Source organism: Streptococcus rifensis (assembly GCF_053203525.1).
The window spans coordinates 157,742-173,048 of the sequence record NZ_JBRUCW010000003.1 but is presented as its reverse complement, the minus strand read 5'-3'; the positions used below and the strand labels follow the sequence as shown (position 1 = coordinate 173,048).

Sequence of the window (15,307 nt, the reverse complement as noted above, 5' to 3'; positions counted from 1 at the left end):
TATGATAAAATAGGGAAAAGATTTTAAGAGAAATGAGAACACCCATTGTCTTCAAAAAGAAGCGCTAAATTTTGGAAAAAAAAACGAAAACATGGTTATCAAGAGGTGACGACAGGTCGCTTATACCTTATCTTTGCAACTGTTGTTGTCCTTTTCTTGGGGTTGATTGCTAGACTAGCATACATGCAACTGGTCGATCAAGCATTTTACCAGACAAAATTAGCCACGGCTAGTCAAAAAACAATTTCCAGTCCAGGAGTTCGGGGTCAAATATATGATGCAAAGGGTGAGCCTCTTGTCACTAACAAGGCCTTTCAGGCGCTTTTCTTTACGAGACCGAACAAAGGATCGAGCGACGATATGAGGGCTCTTGCCCTAGACTTAGCAGCAGTGGTTGATATGTCAGACATCACGATCAGTGATCGGGATAAAAGGGATTTTGTGCTTGCTGATTCAGAAGTGTATCGACAAGTTGTCTCCGACTTGCCTAGAGAGGAACGTCTTGATGGGACAGGGAATTATTTGCCTGAAGCCACGATTTATGCCAATGCCATAGCTAATTTAGACCAAGATGATTTGAATTTTTCAGCCACTGAAGAAAAGGCCATTGCCCTCTATTCTCAAATGGCCTCCTTGGGATATTTTGAAACCGTTCAGCTCTTGACAGACCCGTTGACAGAAAAACAAGTCGCAAAACTAGTTGAAAATAAAAAATGGAAAGACGAGGGCTTGTCTGTCCAAACAGGATGGAAACGTGAAGTGTTACCAACTTCCTTGGCAAGCATCATAGGTCGTGTGTCCTCCCAAAAGTCCGGGTTACCCGAAGAAGACGCTCAGGACTACTTGGCTAAAGGGTATGCCTTAAATGACCGTGTGGGGACCTCTTACCTTGAAAAACAATACGAACCATACCTCCAAGGCCAACGAGAAGTCAAAGACCTTCACCTTGATAAGGATGGTAATTTGGAATCTGTTCAGGTGATTTCAGAGAGTCAAAAAGGTCAGAACTTAAAATTAACCGTTGATCTTGCCTTTCAAAATGGCGTTAATGATATCCTCCAACGCTATTTTAAGGAAGAGCTCGAAAAAGGGACAACGACCTATTCTGAAGGGATATATGCAGTCGCCTTAGACCCAGAGTCTGGTGCTGTTCTTGCCATGTCAGGCTATAATCACGAAGCTGACAGTAAAGAGTTAGAAGAAAATGCGCTAGGTACGGTTACCAATGTTTTTGTTCCCGGCTCAATCGTCAAAGGAGCAACTCTCACTGCAGGCTGGGAAACTGGTACGATAGTGGGAAACCAGGTCTTAACAGATCAGCCGATTGTCTTTGCCGAATCAGCTCCGATTATGTCTTGGTTTACCTCCCTCGGGAATCAAGAGGTTACTGCTACTCAAGCCTTGCAATACTCTTCAAATACCTACATGGTACAAGTGGCTCTTAAAATGATTGGACAAGATTATCAACCCAATATAACAGTGGCTACGGGGCAACTCGCCCAAGGGATGTCACAACTTAGAGATGGCTTTGCGCAATTCGGTCTCGGAGCTGAGACGGGAATTGATTTGCCGATTGAATCTGCTGGCTTTATCCCTCAAGACTATGATCTTGGCCACTACCTAACCAATAGTTTTGGACAGTTTGATAACTATACTCCTATGCAAATGGCCCAGTATGTGGCGACGATAGCTAATGGAGGCCAGCGTATTGCTCCCCATCTGGTAGAAGGAATCTATGGAAATGATTCGCAAAAGGAGATAGGAGAGCTAGTTCAAGCCATACAGCCTGAAGTCCTCAACACGGTTTCCATCTCACCTGAGAATATGGCCTTGATACAGGATGGCTTCTTCCAAGTGGTGAATAACCCCTCAAGTTACTCGACGGGTAAGTCGATCGGACAGGGGGCTGCTGTTGCTATTTCTGCCAAAACAGGAACAGCTGAAACCTTTGTAACAGATAAGGATGGTAAACAGCAAGAGGCAATCAACACCAACGTTGTTGGCTATGCGCCTAGCGATAAGCCTCAGATTGCGGTAGCTGTTGTTTTGCCGCATGTTACGGATTTGAACTCAAAAACGAGCCATTATATCATGCGTGATATTATTAACCTGTATCACCAACTATACCCTATGAATTAAAGGAACTTTATGTTATATCCAACTCCAATTGCTAAATTGATAGATTCGTATTCCAAGCTGCCAGGTATTGGGATTAAAACAGCAACCCGCCTAGCCTTTTATACTATTGGAATGTCAGATGAGGACGTCAATGACTTTGCCAAAAACCTTTTGTCAGCTAAGCGAGAATTAACCTACTGTAGCCAGTGTGGCAATCTAACCGATGAAGATCCTTGTGCTATCTGTGCAGACGAGTCTCGAGATCGCTCGACGATTTTAATTGTGGAAGACAGCCGGGATGTTTCAGCCATGGAAAATATCCAAGAATATCACGGCCTCTACCATGTCTTGCAAGGTCTTATTTCTCCTATGAATGGGATTGGACCTGACGACATTAATCTCAAAAGCTTGATCAGTCGGTTAATGGAGAGTGATGTGACTGAGGTCATCATTGCGACCAATGCCACAGCTGATGGAGAAGCAACAGCCATGTATATCTCTCGTGTGCTAAAACCTGCTGGCATCAAGGTTACTCGTCTGGCGCGTGGGCTAGCGGTTGGGGCTGATATTGAATATGCAGATGAATTAACGCTCCTAAGAGCTATTCAGAATCGAACAGAATTATAAAAAAAGGAAACGACTATGTCTAAGGAAACATTGATTTTACTTTATGGTGGGCGTTCTGCTGAGCGAGAAGTGTCGGTTTTATCGGCAGAAAGTGTGGCGCGCGCGGTAGATTACTCCCAATTTATAGTGAAAACCTACTTCATTACCCAATCGGGTGATTTTATTAAGACCCAAGTTTTTGAAAAAAGGCCAGCAGAAGAAGAACACTTGATGACTAATGCGACCATTGATTGGGAGAAGAAGATCCCTGCGTCAGCTATCTATGAAGAAGGAGCAGTCGTCTTTCCCTTGCTTCATGGACCAATGGGCGAAGACGGGTCTATGCAGGGCTTTTTAGAGGTTTTAAAACTACCTTATGTTGGGACAACAGTTTTAGCGTCGAGTTTGGCCATGGACAAGATTGCGACCAAACAGGTCCTAGGCACATTAGGCATTCCGCAAGTAGCTTACGTTGCCCTGTCCGCTAGCCATGATCGTGAAACTAAAATCGCTGAAATAAATGATCGTCTGACTTATCCAGTTTTTGTAAAACCTTCAAACATGGGATCTAGTGTCGGTATTTCCAAGGTTGAGACAGCAGAAGCATTAGACGCTGCGCTTGATTTAGCCTTTCGCTATGATAGCCGTGTCTTGGTCGAGCAAGGTGTTAATGCCCGTGAAATCGAGGTTGGTCTCTTAGGCAATCATGACATAGGAACGACAGAACCCGGTGAGGTTGTGAAGGACGTTGCCTTTTACGATTATGATGCTAAGTATATCGACAATAAGATTACCATGGCTATCCCAGCTCAAGTTGACCAAGAAGTGGCTCAAAAAATGAGAACCTATGCTGCTCAAGCCTTTGCTGCTATCGGGGGGACGGGTCTATCACGCTGCGATTTCTTCTATACTGAAGATGGGCAAATCTTCTTAAATGAGCTTAACACCATGCCAGGGTTCACTCAGTGGTCCATGTACCCTCTCTTGTGGGATAATATGGGCATAGGCTATCCTGATCTCATTTCGGAGTTAGTGCGTTTAGCTAAGGAAGTTTTTGCAGAACGTGAGAGTCAGTTGTAGAGTAAAGATGTCAAGGGACATTTTGATTGGTCAAAAGAGGAAATAGATCTATCGCAAAACTTGAAATCCTCAGATGCTTTAAAAACCACTCACTCAGGCTCCATTTGCCTCTCTGACTATGCTGAAGTATGATTGATGGGCAAATCATTTTTAGACCATAAGGAGGTTGTTATGATTAAGAAAAGTCACTATGTTAGTATCGGTTTATTTCTGTTATCGATTTTACTGAATGCTTTAAGCTCGCAAGGAAAGTTATTGCCTTATACGCAGGCACAAATTTCTGATCGTTATAACAATGTCCTGGCACCAGATTACTTTACCTTTTCAATCTGGGGAGTGATTTATCTCTTATTTGCCGTCAGTTTAGCCTATCCCTTTATCAAGAGAAAACACCCCTTAAAAGGTATTCAAAATGCGATTGCACCCTACAATGTGATGTGGATTTTGGCAAATATCGCTTGGATCGTTTGTTGGAGCAACAATTGGCTGTTTTTATCTCTTCTCATCATTAGCTTTTATCTGGTCATACTGGTCCTGATTAATATCAAAATCAATGCTTTTACCAATTCTCCAGCTCTGTGGCTAATGAGGCTAACTCATGGCTTGCATGCGGGATGGTTAATTGCAGCATGGTTTGCCAATGCCATGGCTTTTCTAGTTAAACTGGGTGTTCCAGGACAGGGCTTTATAGGTGTGACCCTTGCCATCTTGATGGCGCTAGCCATAGTTGGCCTTGCTTACTTTGTGCAAGGACAGACGCAAAACCCCTTGATCCTGTTATCGCTGATTTGGGCTTTTGCGGGTATTGCCAGCAAGAATGGACCATCTAGTTTATACACTGGAGCTAGTTCGGTTATTCTAGTGTTATCCTGGCTATGTATTGGCCTTTTAATCTTTTTCTTTGCTAAGGCCTTTGCCAATCGCACACGAAGAACCCATTAATCCAAGGAGAGAGGCATGGAGTATTTACTTGTCATTGGTGCTGTTCTAGTTGCAGGCCTATTGTCGGTGCCGTTGTTAAAACAATCAAGTCGGAAGCGTTTAGAGGCAAGGTTGAGCTTCTTAACCACACGACTCTCATCTAATACAAGGCAATTAAGCATGACCACTGCAGCAAAATTTCCGACAGACTATCAGCGATTGCAACAGCAAGTTGCTGCGGATATGGCAGAGCTGTCGAAACTGCTAAAAAGCAATGAACAGCGGTTGCCACTTGATTTAAGTCAGTCAGCCTGGGACTTGGTGGAAGAATCTCAAGTGCTGTTACCTACCCAAGGCGTTGTTGAGCGACCCCAATTATCAACCAGCACTGGAAAGACTCAAGGTCTAACAGCTGGCCAATTGAAAAAACAGGTTCCTGAAATTTGGCCTATTTTATCAAATATTCAACAAGATGATGCCGAGATACGGCAAAAAATGGCTGAAAAGAACCTGCCCAACCAGCAGGAACTTTTAGCGGTTCATGAGGCTAATATGGCCAGGTATCAGGACATTTTAGAAGGCTATATGAAAATCAAAGCAGACCCTAAAGCCTACTATCAGGCGGAAGAACGCTTGGTCAAAAGTCAGCAAGCGTTGCAGCATTTTGATGAGGAATTAGATGAAACCCTGCGTCAAATCAATGAAGGGGACATGATGAATTTTGAGATTAGCCTCAGGATGATGAACCAAAGGTGAACTAATCAACCTCAAAATATTTTTATAAGCGAAACGGAGGCTGAGACAAAAGTCCTAGCCTTCTGATGGTTTTCCATCAGTTGAACAAGATACAGTGGTTGGGAGTAACACTCACTTGCTATGTCAGTTTAAGTCTTACCCCTGCACAGGTCATTAGGTTCTTCAGCACCAAAGAGCACTACTGAGTGGTCTCTAATTTTACAGTCCTAATAGTATGAGGGAAAGGTTGTTTCCTTTATCTCCACTCCCTTTGAAGTCAATTGAATGAGTAACAAAAAGAAGATTAGGACTTTTTATCCTAACCTTCTTCTCTAGTTCTAGATTATTTTATTTGAGTTTTAAAAAGCATCACGGAGCGCTTGAAAAATTAAATATTGTTAAGGGTTATTGGTCTTTCACATAGGCACCTAAGCCAAATAAGGAGCTAATAAAGAGCAGACCGACGATGACTATTCCTGGTTGAACAAAAATTAAGGGAATAATGCTTAGCAAGAGAAAAGCAATAAATCCTGAGATGGTAATCCATTTTTTATCTTGAAGCAACTGTTTGTGCATGCAAAACTCCTTTCAAAAGGCATGATTGTGAAGACGTCCTTGAATGCTAAAACGAAAGAGAAATGATTTAAACCGCAAATCCCTGATAAGGTCTTTCAACTAGGAAGAAACCAATCTCATCAGTTCTTGTCTTTGGTTACAAGGATAGGAAATAATCTATTACAAGCCTATTGTAACGTTTTAGGGTAGCGTTTTCAAGCAATTGTATGTCATTTGGCAGAGTCTTTATTTTGTGAAAATTAGGGCTTTTCTGCTATTATGAGAGTTAAGAAAGTGAGGGGGAACATGGTTACGATTGAAGAACTTATATCTGGCCAAGTGGATGGCCAATCATCAGCTTCCATAACTTTTAATGATGACACTTTGGATGTCGTTCGTCAGGCTCCTGAAGGGCTGACGGCTTATGACATTTTATTAGCAACTCTTGACGAAGATTAAAGAAATATTAAAGGATAGTAACAAGGGGTAGAAATCAGCTATTTGGTCAAAAATTTGGTATAATGGGTAGATAGAATGACTATGGATTGAGGAAATCTTTTATGAAAAAAATCTTAGTAGTTGATGATGAGAAACCAATCTCTGATATTATAAAATTTAACATGACACGAGAAGGCTATGAAGTTATCACTGCCTTTGATGGGCGTGAAGCTCTTGAGCAGTTTAATCTGGAGCAACCAGATATTTTAATTTTGGATTTGATGCTTCCAGAGTTGGATGGACTTGAAGTAGCTAGAACAATCCGTAAGACCAGCAATGTCCCAATCATTGTGTTGTCTGCAAAAGATAGCGAATTTGATAAGGTCATTGGTCTTGAAATTGGGGCGGATGACTATGTGACCAAACCTTTTTCAAATAGAGAACTTCAAGCGCGTGTTAAGGCTCTTTTGCGTCGTAGCGAATTATCTGAACAAGCCCCTGAGAGTGATGGCAAACAGGCAACAGAAATTATAGTTGGGGAATTGCAAATCTTACCAGACGCCTTTTTGGTGCGGAAAAATGGAAAAGATTTAGAATTGACTCATCGTGAATTTGAGCTGGTGCACCACTTAGCTACACACATGGGTCAGGTGATGACCCGTGAACACCTCTTGGAAACGGTCTGGGGCTATGACTATTTTGGAGATGTAAGGACTGTTGATGTGACTGTGCGCCGTTTAAGAGAAAAAATTGAGGATGTACCAAGTCGCCCCGAGTATATCTTGACACGACGTGGCGTAGGGTATTACATTAGAACTAATGATTGAACAACTTAAGCTTTTTATCTTTTCCCAGGGCTTTATTTTCACGGTCATTGTGATAGGTTTTGTGGCTATCCTTGCCTTTCTTCTCGTAGAAAATTACAAGGATAACAAGCAAATTAAGCTCTTGAACCAGAAGGTTCAAGACTTGATTCACGGCGACTATTCAGAAGTTCTGGATGTTCTTGGCAGTCCTGAAATTACAGATATGACCAATAACCTCAACGATTTGTCTGAGGTTATTCGTCTGACTCAGGATTCCTTGGAACAGGAGAAAAATCGTCTGTCTTCCATCTTAACCTATATGAGTGATGGGGTAGTCGCTACGGATCGGATGGGCAGGATTATCCTGATTAATGAATCTGCTAAACGACAATTAGGACTATTAGACCAGACGTCAACCGGAGATATCCTCCTTATGGATGTTCTGGAATTTCCTGAGGAATATAGCTTCAATGACCTAATCAAAAAAACACCGGAACTCTTTATCGACCACATGAGCCAAAATGGTGAATTTATTACCCTAAGAGCAAGCTTGGCACCTATTCGCAGAGAATCTGGTTTTACGGCAGGTTTGGTTGTTGTCCTTCATGACATGACAGAACAAATGAAGGAAGAACGAGAACGGAAATTGTTTGTTTCCAATGTCAGCCATGAGTTAAGGACACCACTGACTTCTGTGAAGTCCTATCTAGAGGCGTTAAATGATGGTGCGCTAAATGATGCTGTCGCACCGAGTTTTGTAAAGGTCTCTCTTGATGAAACCAACCGCATGATGCGAATGATTACGGACCTCCTCAATCTGTCGCGCTTCGACAATAAAAATATTCAGTTGGATTTGGAATTGGTCAACTTTACAGCCTTTATGACCTTTATCCTCAATCGTTTTGATCAAATCAAGCAACAGGAAGATAAGAAGAATTATACGATTATCAGGGAATACCCGCTAAAACCTATTTGGATTGAGATTGATACTGACAAGATTGCGCAAGTGATTGACAATATTGTTAACAATGCTATTAAATACTCTCCTGACGGAGGGAACATCACCATCAGCATGAAAACGACAGAGCGACAGTTGATTATCTCTGTGGCGGATGAAGGTTTAGGGATCCCCAAGAAAGATTTGCCTAAGATTTTTGATCGATTTTACAGGGTTGATAAGGCACGCAGTCGAGCCCAAGGGGGAACAGGTTTGGGGCTGGCGATTTCAAAGGAAATTATTAAGGCTCATCAAGGCTTTATCTGGGCCAAGAGTGATTATGGCAAGGGGTCGACCTTTACCATGGTTCTACCGTATGATAAGTCTATCTCCGGTGATTGGGAGGATACGGAAGTTATGGATAAAATAGAAATGACGGAAACACTTAATGGAAGGCTTTAAATATAGTATTTTAGCGTCTGGGTCGACAGGCAATGCTTTTTACCTAGAGTCTGACCAAAAGAAGATTTTGGTAGATGCGGGATTAACAGGAAAAAAAATAGAGCAACTGCTTAATGATATTGACCGAACAGCAGCAGATTTGGATGCTATTTTTATCACACATGAGCACAGTGACCATATCAAAGGGGTTGGTATTTTGGCTCGGAAGTATGGGCTTGATCTGTACGCAAACGAAGAAACCTGGAAGGTCATAGATGAGCGCCAGCTAATTGGAGCAGTACCGAATGAACAGAAGCATATTTTTAAGCGGGATGAGATGAAAACCTTTGGGGATTTAGATATTGCTTCTTTCGGAGTGAGTCATGATGCGGTCGCCCCCCAATTTTACCGTTTTATGAAAGATGGCAAAAGTTTTGTCATGTTAACCGACACAGGTTATGTTAGCGACCGGATGGTTGGGATGATCGAAAATGCTGACGGTTACTTGATAGAAGCCAATCATGACATTGAAATTTTAAGGGCAGGGAGCTATCCTTGGCGAACCAAGCAACGCATTCTATCAGATATTGGCCACCTCTGCAATGAGGATGGGGCGGAAGCTATGATTCGGAGCCTGGGTAATAAAACCAAAAAGATTTACCTCGGTCACTTATCCAAGGAAAATAACATCAAGGAGCTGGCCCATATGACGGTGTTTAATCAGCTAGCCCAGGCCGATATGCGAGTCGGAACGGATTTTCAGCTTTTTGATACCTCACCTGATGAAGCGACTTCACTAACAGACATTTAAACCAGTAGGGGGAGCAGATGGGTAAGAATTGTAGCCATTTGACCTCCTTCTTTGTGGTATAATGGATAAGTAACGCATTAATGACTAAATGAAGGAAGAAATATGAAAACACTAAACACCAAACTCACAGCAGATTATGGTATCCACTTTGATGACTTGTCTCTTTTAGAGACTGCTTTTACCCATACGTCTTATGCTAATGAACATCGCCTCTTAAAAATTTCACATAATGAACGCTTGGAATTTTTAGGAGACGCTGTTCTCCAGTTAATAATCTCCCAATATCTCTACCAAAAATACCCTGATAGACCTGAAGGGGACATGTCAAAACTCCGCTCGACATTCGTCCGTGAAGAAAGTCTAGCGGGCTTTTCGCGTGCTTGTGGCTTTGCGCCTTTTTTGAAATTGGGAAAAGGTGAAGAAAAGTCTGGAGGACGTGATCGTGACACAATTTTAGGTGATGTTTTCGAAGCTTTTTTAGGGGCTTTATTACTAGATAAGGGCATTGAGACTGTCGAAGCCTTCCTTTACAAAGTTATGATTCCACAGTTGGAACAAGGAACGTTTGCAAAAGTTGAAGACTACAAGACTCGACTGCAGGAGATGCTGCAAGTCAACGGAGAAATAGATATCGAGTATGTGGTGGTTGACGAAACAGGACCGGCGCATGATAAGGTCTTTCAAGTTGAAGTTCGGGTCAATGGCAGAGTCATCGGTCAGGGCCAAGGTCGCTCTAAAAAAATCGCGGAACAACAGGCTGCGCAGCATGCGGTTGAGCAGGGGAAATAGACATGTTTTTAAAAGAAATTCATATGCAGGGCTTTAAATCCTTTGCGGATAAGACCAAGGTCGTTTTTGATCAGGGGGTGACAGCAGTTGTAGGACCAAACGGTTCTGGCAAATCCAATATCACTGAAAGTCTGCGTTGGGCGTTGGGAGAATCCTCTGCCAAAAGCCTCCGTGGAGGCAAAATGCCTGATGTTATTTTTGCAGGGACGGAAAATCGTAAACCCTTAAACTTTGCCTCGGTCACCGTTGTCCTTGACAATAAGGACCAATTCATTAAAGATCGTGGTTCTGAGATTAAGGTGGAACGTCAAATCTACCGTAATGGAGATAGTGAATATCTGATTGATGGGAAAAAAGTCAGGCTTCGAGATGTTCATGATCTTTTCATGGATACTGGTCTAGGACGCGATTCCTTTTCGATCATTTCTCAGGGGCGTGTTGAAGCTATCTTTAACTCCAAGCCCGAAGAGAGGCGGGCTATCTTTGAAGAAGCAGCTGGTGTTCTCAAGTATAAGACTCGAAAAAAAGAAACGGAAAGCAAGCTCAATCAAACGCAGGACAACTTAGATCGTTTAGAAGATATTATTTATGAGTTGGATGGGCAAATTGGCCCCCTAACCAAACAAGCCGAAACTGCCAAACAATTTCTCACCCTAGATGATGAACGCCAAAAACTGTACCTCAATGTTTTAGTGGCGCAAATTAAAAGCAACAAAGCTCAGTTAACGCAGCAAGAAGCTGCCCTCGTTCAAGTCCAAGCAGAATTGCAAACGTATTATAGCCAGCAAGACCAAATGGAGCAGGAAAACCAGGTCTTAAAGCGTAAGCGCCAGGACTTGCAGAAAAAAGGGGAGTCTCTCCAAGCGGATCTTGTGCGTTTAACAGGCTTAATTGCTGATTTGGAAGGGAAAATAGCCCTTCATAAATTGGAAGCGAACCAGAATGCGACCAGTAAAGCTGAAGCTCAAGAGCGCCTGGAACGGTTGAGAGAGCAAGAAACCACGACAAAAACGGAATTAGATACAAAACAGCAGGTCCTTGCGATGACTAATGCTCAGCTTTCTGAGATTGAAGGTCAGATTGAGAAACTGACGGCTGACATTCAAAACTTTTCAGAGAATCCTGATACTGTTATCGAAGCCTTGAGAGAAAAGTTTGTTTCACTCATGCAGGAAGAGGCGGAAACCTCAAACCAGTTAACAGCTCTTGACAATCAGGCTGAGCACTTGCGTCAAGCCTCGGAATCTCAAGCAGCAGAACTAGCGAAATGGCAAGATGACTTAGAAAAAGCAATTGAGGAGCAGCAGCGCAATCAGGAGATTCTGAATAGGGCCGAAGGAGAGGTTCAAACCCTTCTGGCAGATTATCAAGCCGAAAGTCAGAAACAATCGTCTTTAAACCAGGTCTATCAGCAAGCGCAGGAGGCGATGTTTTCTGTCTTGGACCAGCTGAAAACAAAGCAGGCCCGTGAACAGAGTCTTCAACACATCCTTAAAAGTCACAGTAACTTTTATGCAGGGGTCCGCAGTGTCTTAAAAGAGGCCACACGGCTAGGTGGTATTGTCGGGGCGGTGAGCGATCACTTGAGTTTTGATACCAAGTATCAAACAGCCCTAGAGATCGCGCTTGGTGGCGCTAGTCAAAACATTATTGTCTCTGATGAGGGAGCTGCTACACGTGCCATTGCTTTTCTTAAGAAAAATCGCCAGGGTCGAGCAACCTTTTTGCCTCTAACAACGATTAAACCGCGGTACTTGTCTGACCATAACCAAGCGACCATCAGCCAACAGGCTGGCTTTTTGGGGATGGCTGCTGATCTAGTTCGTTTTGACCAAGCTCATGCCAACATTTTCCAGAATTTATTAGGACTAACGGCTATCTTTGAAACACTAGAGCAGGCCAACCAGGCTGCACGGCAAACCCGTTTTCAGGTCCGAATAGTGACCTTGGATGGTTCAGAGATTCGTCCAGGTGGTGCTTATGCCGGTGGTGCAAACCGTCAGAATAATAGCAGTTTTATTAAACCAGAGTTGGAACAACTAACAGATGAGATAACAAGCTTGCAGGCCAGCTTAAAAGAGATAGAGCACCAAGTTGCAGAACATAAATCTTCCTTGCAAACGCAAGAAGAAATCCTCTCTCAGCTAAAACAAAGAGGGGAAACCGCTCGTTTAGCCGAACAAAAAAGTGCCTTGGAGCAAGAAAACAAGGATAAAACGGTTTCAGATTTAGAAAATCTGATCGCCCTCCACGCCCAAGAAAATGGGGTATCCAATTTAACGGAACTGGATGCTAGTCGACTCACCCTTAAAGAACGATTAGCAAGTCTGTCTGACCAAAAAGAGAGCATCAGCAAGCAAATTGAGCAAGTCAAGGGAGATAAAGACACTATTGAGGCGCGACTCAATGATTTAAATAAGGCTCTTTCTCAAGCGCAAGTGCAAGAAAGTCAGCTCAATGGTGAAGCCAGGTTCGCGAAGACCGAAGAAACCCGTTTAGTCCAAGAAATGGCTCGAATTGTTGATGAAATGACAGGTTTAGAAGCCATCATTGCTAGTAAGACGACCCAACTGAGCCAGGAAGACTCTATTAGCCTGACGACCCAGTTGGCTGAAAGTCAGGCTCGAAAAGATAGCCTTTTGCAAGAACAGATCCGCCATCGGTTTGAGTTGGAGGACATTGATGGTCAGTCTGAGGACTTGGCAATGCGAATGGCTGAGGCTAGAAGTAAGAATGAAGAACTGATCCGATCTCAAACCAAATTTGAAGCAGAAATTGAGCATTTATCAGATCGTTTACGCAGTCTTTTAGGAAGTTTAACAGAGCAGTTCCAACTCAGTTTTGAAGCTGCAAATGAAAAGGCTCATAGCATTGACAATCTGGCTCAAGCAGAGCAAACGCTCAAGCAACTTGAAGGTAAAATTCGTCGTCTAGGTCCGATTAATATAGAGGCTATTACTCAGTTTGAAGAAGTCAGTGAGCGTCTCCATTTCCTCAACAGCCAGCGTGATGACCTCCTTTCCGCTAAGAACCTTCTCCTTGAAACGATTCAAGAGATGGATCAAGAAGTTAAGGAAAGGTTCCAGGAGACCTTTGAGGCCATTCGTGTCTCCTTTCAGCAAACCTTCCGGCAAATGTTTGGCGGTGGTTCAGCAGATCTGATTTTAACCGAATCTGACCTGCTCTCAGCTGGCATTGAGATTTCTGTGCAACCGCCAGGTAAGAAGATTCAGTCCTTAAACCTCATGTCAGGTGGTGAGAAAGCTCTATCGGCTTTAGCTCTGCTATTTGCCATCATTCGCGTGAAGACGATACCTTTTGTTATTTTGGACGAGGTGGAAGCGGCTCTCGATGAAGCTAATGTCAAGCGTTTTGGGGATTACCTTAACCGCTTTGATAAGTCTAGCCAATTTATCGTGGTGACCCACAGAAAAGGAACCATGGCTGCTGCGGATGCCATGTATGGGGTGACCATGCAAGAATCTGGCGTCTCCAAAATCGTTTCTGTCAAACTCAAGGACTTGGAACAAGAACAGCTATCTTAGAAGATGATTGGTTCTCATCTTTGAGACTAGATTTTTAGTTTGAATTATGATAAGATATCATACAGCGAAGGGCTTTTAATGTCATCCTGTGAGGTGACAAAGGCACGTAGAACCGGCAAACTACTAGGCCCTATTGCAAATACATTAGGGCTTTTACTATGCCTAGAAAAGAGGAAATTATGGAGTCAAGCACTTCACGCGTTAACTTATTATTGGATGTAGATCAAACCCCACCCTTAGCCAAGGGCCTTCTCCTCAGTGTCCAGCACGTCTTTGCCATGTTTGGAGCAACTATTCTTGTTCCTTTGATTTTAGGGATGCCAGTATCCGTTGCCTTGTTTGCATCTGGTATCGGGACCCTTATTTACATGGTGGCAACTCAGTTTAAAGTACCTGTTTACTTGGGGTCGTCCTTTGCCTATATTTCTGCTATGGCCTTTTCTATTGAGCAGATGGGTGGTGATATCAAAGCTGCACAAACGGGTGTTGTTCTAGTTGGTTTGATCTATGTAGTGGTCGCTGGATTGGTTAAGTTTCTTGGTACAAAATGGATTGATAAGCTGTTGCCACCAATCGTTATTGGTCCCATGATTATGGTTATTGGCCTTGGTTTAGCGGGATCTGCCGTGACCAATGCTGGTTTTGTGGCTGATGGTAATGTCAAAAACATTATTGTCGCTATAGTGACCTTCTTAATCACTGCCTTTATTAATACCAAAGCCAAAGGGTTTCTTAAAATTATTCCCTTCTTATTTGGGATTATCGGGGGCTATATCGTGGCCATTTTCTTTGGCTTGGTTGACTTTACACCTGTTTTAGAAGCCAATTGGTTTGAATTGCCTGGGTTTTATTTGCCATTTTCAACAGGCGGGCTCTTTAACACCTATGACCTTTACTTTGGTCCAGAGACATGGGCAATTATCCCAGTAGCAGTAGTCACGATAGCAGAGCATATCGGTGATCATACGGTCTTAAGTGAAATTTGTGGTCGCCCGTTCTTGAAAACTCCTGGCCTCCATCGCACCTTGATTGGTGATGGAGTAGCGACAGCTGTTTCGGCCTTTATCGGCGGGCCTGCCAATACGACCTATGGGGAAAATACAGGTGTTATCGGGATGACGCGTATTGCCTCTGTTTCAGTCATCCGAAATGCCGCTCTTATTGCCCTTGGTCTCAGCTTCTTTGGCAAATTCACAGCTCTTATCTCTACGATTCCGACGGCAGTCCTTGGTGGGATGGCTATTCTCTTGTACGGTGTAATTGCCAGCAATGGCCTTAAGGTGATGATTGAGCGCCAAGTAGACTTTCGTCAGGTACGTAATCTCATCATTGCCAGTTCCATGTTGGTACTTGGTCTGGGTGGTGCCGTTCTCGAAATCGGTGCAGTAACCTTGTCAGGCACAGCCCTCTCAGCCATTGCCGGGATTCTTTTGAACCTCATCTTACCACACGAAGAAAAATTCGACGACCATAAGGTAGAAGAATTACTTGAAAAATAAATTTCAAAAGAGCCTCAAATGCGAGT

13 protein-coding genes are annotated in these 15,307 nt (G+C 43.2%); 12 read left to right on the top strand and 1 reads right to left on the bottom strand.

Features of this window, described 5'->3' with window-relative positions:
- The first annotated feature begins 105 nt into the window (after nucleotides 1-105).
- From pbp2b to ACVRYP_RS03025, 5 genes are all read left to right on the top strand, one after another.
- Nucleotides 106-2,139 carry a penicillin-binding protein PBP2B gene (gene pbp2b, locus ACVRYP_RS03045; protein WP_447467328.1) on the top strand — a complete coding sequence of 678 codons (2,034 nt, stop codon included), beginning with the start codon at nucleotides 106-108 and terminating at the stop codon, nucleotides 2,137-2,139.
- 9 nt (nucleotides 2,140-2,148) lie between these two features.
- Entirely contained in the window at nucleotides 2,149-2,745 is a 597-nt protein-coding gene (recR, locus tag ACVRYP_RS03040; RefSeq protein ID WP_447467301.1) for a recombination mediator RecR, read from the top strand.
- A gap of 15 nt (nucleotides 2,746-2,760) precedes the next feature.
- Nucleotides 2,761-3,804: a D-alanine--D-alanine ligase gene (locus ACVRYP_RS03035; RefSeq protein WP_447467300.1), complete on the top strand. Its 1,044-nt coding sequence runs from the start codon at nucleotides 2,761-2,763 to the stop codon at nucleotides 3,802-3,804.
- 171 nt (nucleotides 3,805-3,975) lie between these two features.
- Nucleotides 3,976-4,746, top strand: coding sequence for a TspO-related membrane protein (locus ACVRYP_RS03030; RefSeq protein WP_447467299.1), 771 nt, complete (start codon nucleotides 3,976-3,978; stop codon nucleotides 4,744-4,746).
- 15 nt (nucleotides 4,747-4,761) lie between these two features.
- Nucleotides 4,762-5,481, top strand: a complete 720-nt coding sequence (locus ACVRYP_RS03025) for a hypothetical protein (RefSeq protein ID WP_447467298.1) — start codon at nucleotides 4,762-4,764, stop codon at nucleotides 5,479-5,481.
- 384 nt (nucleotides 5,482-5,865) lie between these two features.
- Here the strand turns inward: ACVRYP_RS03025 and ACVRYP_RS03020 are convergent, their stop codons facing one another.
- Nucleotides 5,866-6,036 carry a hypothetical protein gene (locus tag ACVRYP_RS03020; protein WP_447467297.1) on the bottom strand — a complete coding sequence of 57 codons (171 nt, stop codon included), beginning with the start codon at nucleotides 6,034-6,036 and terminating at the stop codon, nucleotides 5,866-5,868.
- Between the two features lie 285 nt (nucleotides 6,037-6,321).
- Here ACVRYP_RS03020 and ACVRYP_RS03015 point away from each other — a divergent pair, with 285 nt between their 5' ends.
- The 7 genes from ACVRYP_RS03015 to ACVRYP_RS02985 all read left to right on the top strand — a co-directional run bounded on the left by ACVRYP_RS03015 (nucleotide 6,322) and on the right by ACVRYP_RS02985 (nucleotide 15,281).
- Nucleotides 6,322-6,474, top strand: a complete 153-nt coding sequence (locus ACVRYP_RS03015; protein WP_447467296.1) for a hypothetical protein — start codon at nucleotides 6,322-6,324, stop codon at nucleotides 6,472-6,474.
- A 101-nt stretch (nucleotides 6,475-6,575) separates the two neighbouring features.
- Complete coding sequence (gene vicR, locus ACVRYP_RS03010; RefSeq protein ID WP_447467295.1) at nucleotides 6,576-7,280, top strand: cell wall metabolism response regulator VicR; 705 nt, start codon at nucleotides 6,576-6,578, stop codon at nucleotides 7,278-7,280.
- Nucleotides 7,273-8,658 carry a cell wall metabolism sensor histidine kinase VicK gene (vicK, locus tag ACVRYP_RS03005; protein WP_447467294.1) on the top strand — a complete coding sequence of 462 codons (1,386 nt, stop codon included), beginning with the start codon at nucleotides 7,273-7,275 and terminating at the stop codon, nucleotides 8,656-8,658. Before vicR ends, vicK begins: the two co-directional genes overlap by 8 nt.
- The gene (gene walJ / locus ACVRYP_RS03000) at nucleotides 8,645-9,448 is read left to right on the top strand and encodes an exodeoxyribonuclease WalJ (protein WP_447467293.1); all 804 of its coding nucleotides are present in this window, start codon (nucleotides 8,645-8,647) and stop codon (nucleotides 9,446-9,448) included. The genes vicK and walJ overlap by 14 nt, the downstream gene beginning before the upstream one ends.
- 102 nt (nucleotides 9,449-9,550) lie before the next feature.
- Nucleotides 9,551-10,237, top strand: coding sequence for a ribonuclease III (rnc, locus tag ACVRYP_RS02995; RefSeq protein ID WP_447467292.1), 687 nt, complete (start codon nucleotides 9,551-9,553; stop codon nucleotides 10,235-10,237).
- Nucleotides 10,238-10,239: 2 nt separating this feature from the next.
- Nucleotides 10,240-13,782, top strand: coding sequence for a chromosome segregation protein SMC (gene smc, locus ACVRYP_RS02990; protein WP_447467291.1), 3,543 nt, complete (start codon nucleotides 10,240-10,242; stop codon nucleotides 13,780-13,782).
- Between the two features lie 179 nt (nucleotides 13,783-13,961).
- A complete protein-coding gene (locus ACVRYP_RS02985; RefSeq protein WP_447467290.1) occupies nucleotides 13,962-15,281 on the top strand; it encodes a uracil-xanthine permease family protein in 1,320 nt (439 codons plus the stop codon).
- The last annotated feature ends 26 nt before the right edge of the window (nucleotides 15,282-15,307 follow it).

What these genes read in the sequence shown, in the direction of transcription:
- vicK (WP_447467294.1), top strand. Translation starts at nt 7,273, where the DNA reads ATGATTGAACAACTTAAGCTTTTTATCTTTTCCCAGGGCTTTATTTTC.
- ACVRYP_RS03035 (WP_447467300.1), top strand. Translation starts at nt 2,761, where the DNA reads ATGTCTAAGGAAACATTGATTTTACTTTATGGTGGGCGTTCTGCTGAG.
- ACVRYP_RS03020 (WP_447467297.1), bottom strand. Translation starts at nt 6,036, where the DNA reads ATGCACAAACAGTTGCTTCAAGATAAAAAATGGATTACCATCTCAGGA.
- smc (WP_447467291.1), top strand. Translation starts at nt 10,240, where the DNA reads ATGTTTTTAAAAGAAATTCATATGCAGGGCTTTAAATCCTTTGCGGAT.
- walJ (WP_447467293.1), top strand. Translation starts at nt 8,645, where the DNA reads ATGGAAGGCTTTAAATATAGTATTTTAGCGTCTGGGTCGACAGGCAAT.
- recR (WP_447467301.1), top strand. Translation starts at nt 2,149, where the DNA reads ATGTTATATCCAACTCCAATTGCTAAATTGATAGATTCGTATTCCAAG.
- ACVRYP_RS03030 (WP_447467299.1), top strand. Translation starts at nt 3,976, where the DNA reads ATGATTAAGAAAAGTCACTATGTTAGTATCGGTTTATTTCTGTTATCG.
- ACVRYP_RS03015 (WP_447467296.1), top strand. Translation starts at nt 6,322, where the DNA reads ATGGTTACGATTGAAGAACTTATATCTGGCCAAGTGGATGGCCAATCA.
- vicR (WP_447467295.1), top strand. Translation starts at nt 6,576, where the DNA reads ATGAAAAAAATCTTAGTAGTTGATGATGAGAAACCAATCTCTGATATT.
- ACVRYP_RS02985 (WP_447467290.1), top strand. Translation starts at nt 13,962, where the DNA reads ATGGAGTCAAGCACTTCACGCGTTAACTTATTATTGGATGTAGATCAA.
- ACVRYP_RS03025 (WP_447467298.1), top strand. Translation starts at nt 4,762, where the DNA reads ATGGAGTATTTACTTGTCATTGGTGCTGTTCTAGTTGCAGGCCTATTG.
- rnc (WP_447467292.1), top strand. Translation starts at nt 9,551, where the DNA reads ATGAAAACACTAAACACCAAACTCACAGCAGATTATGGTATCCACTTT.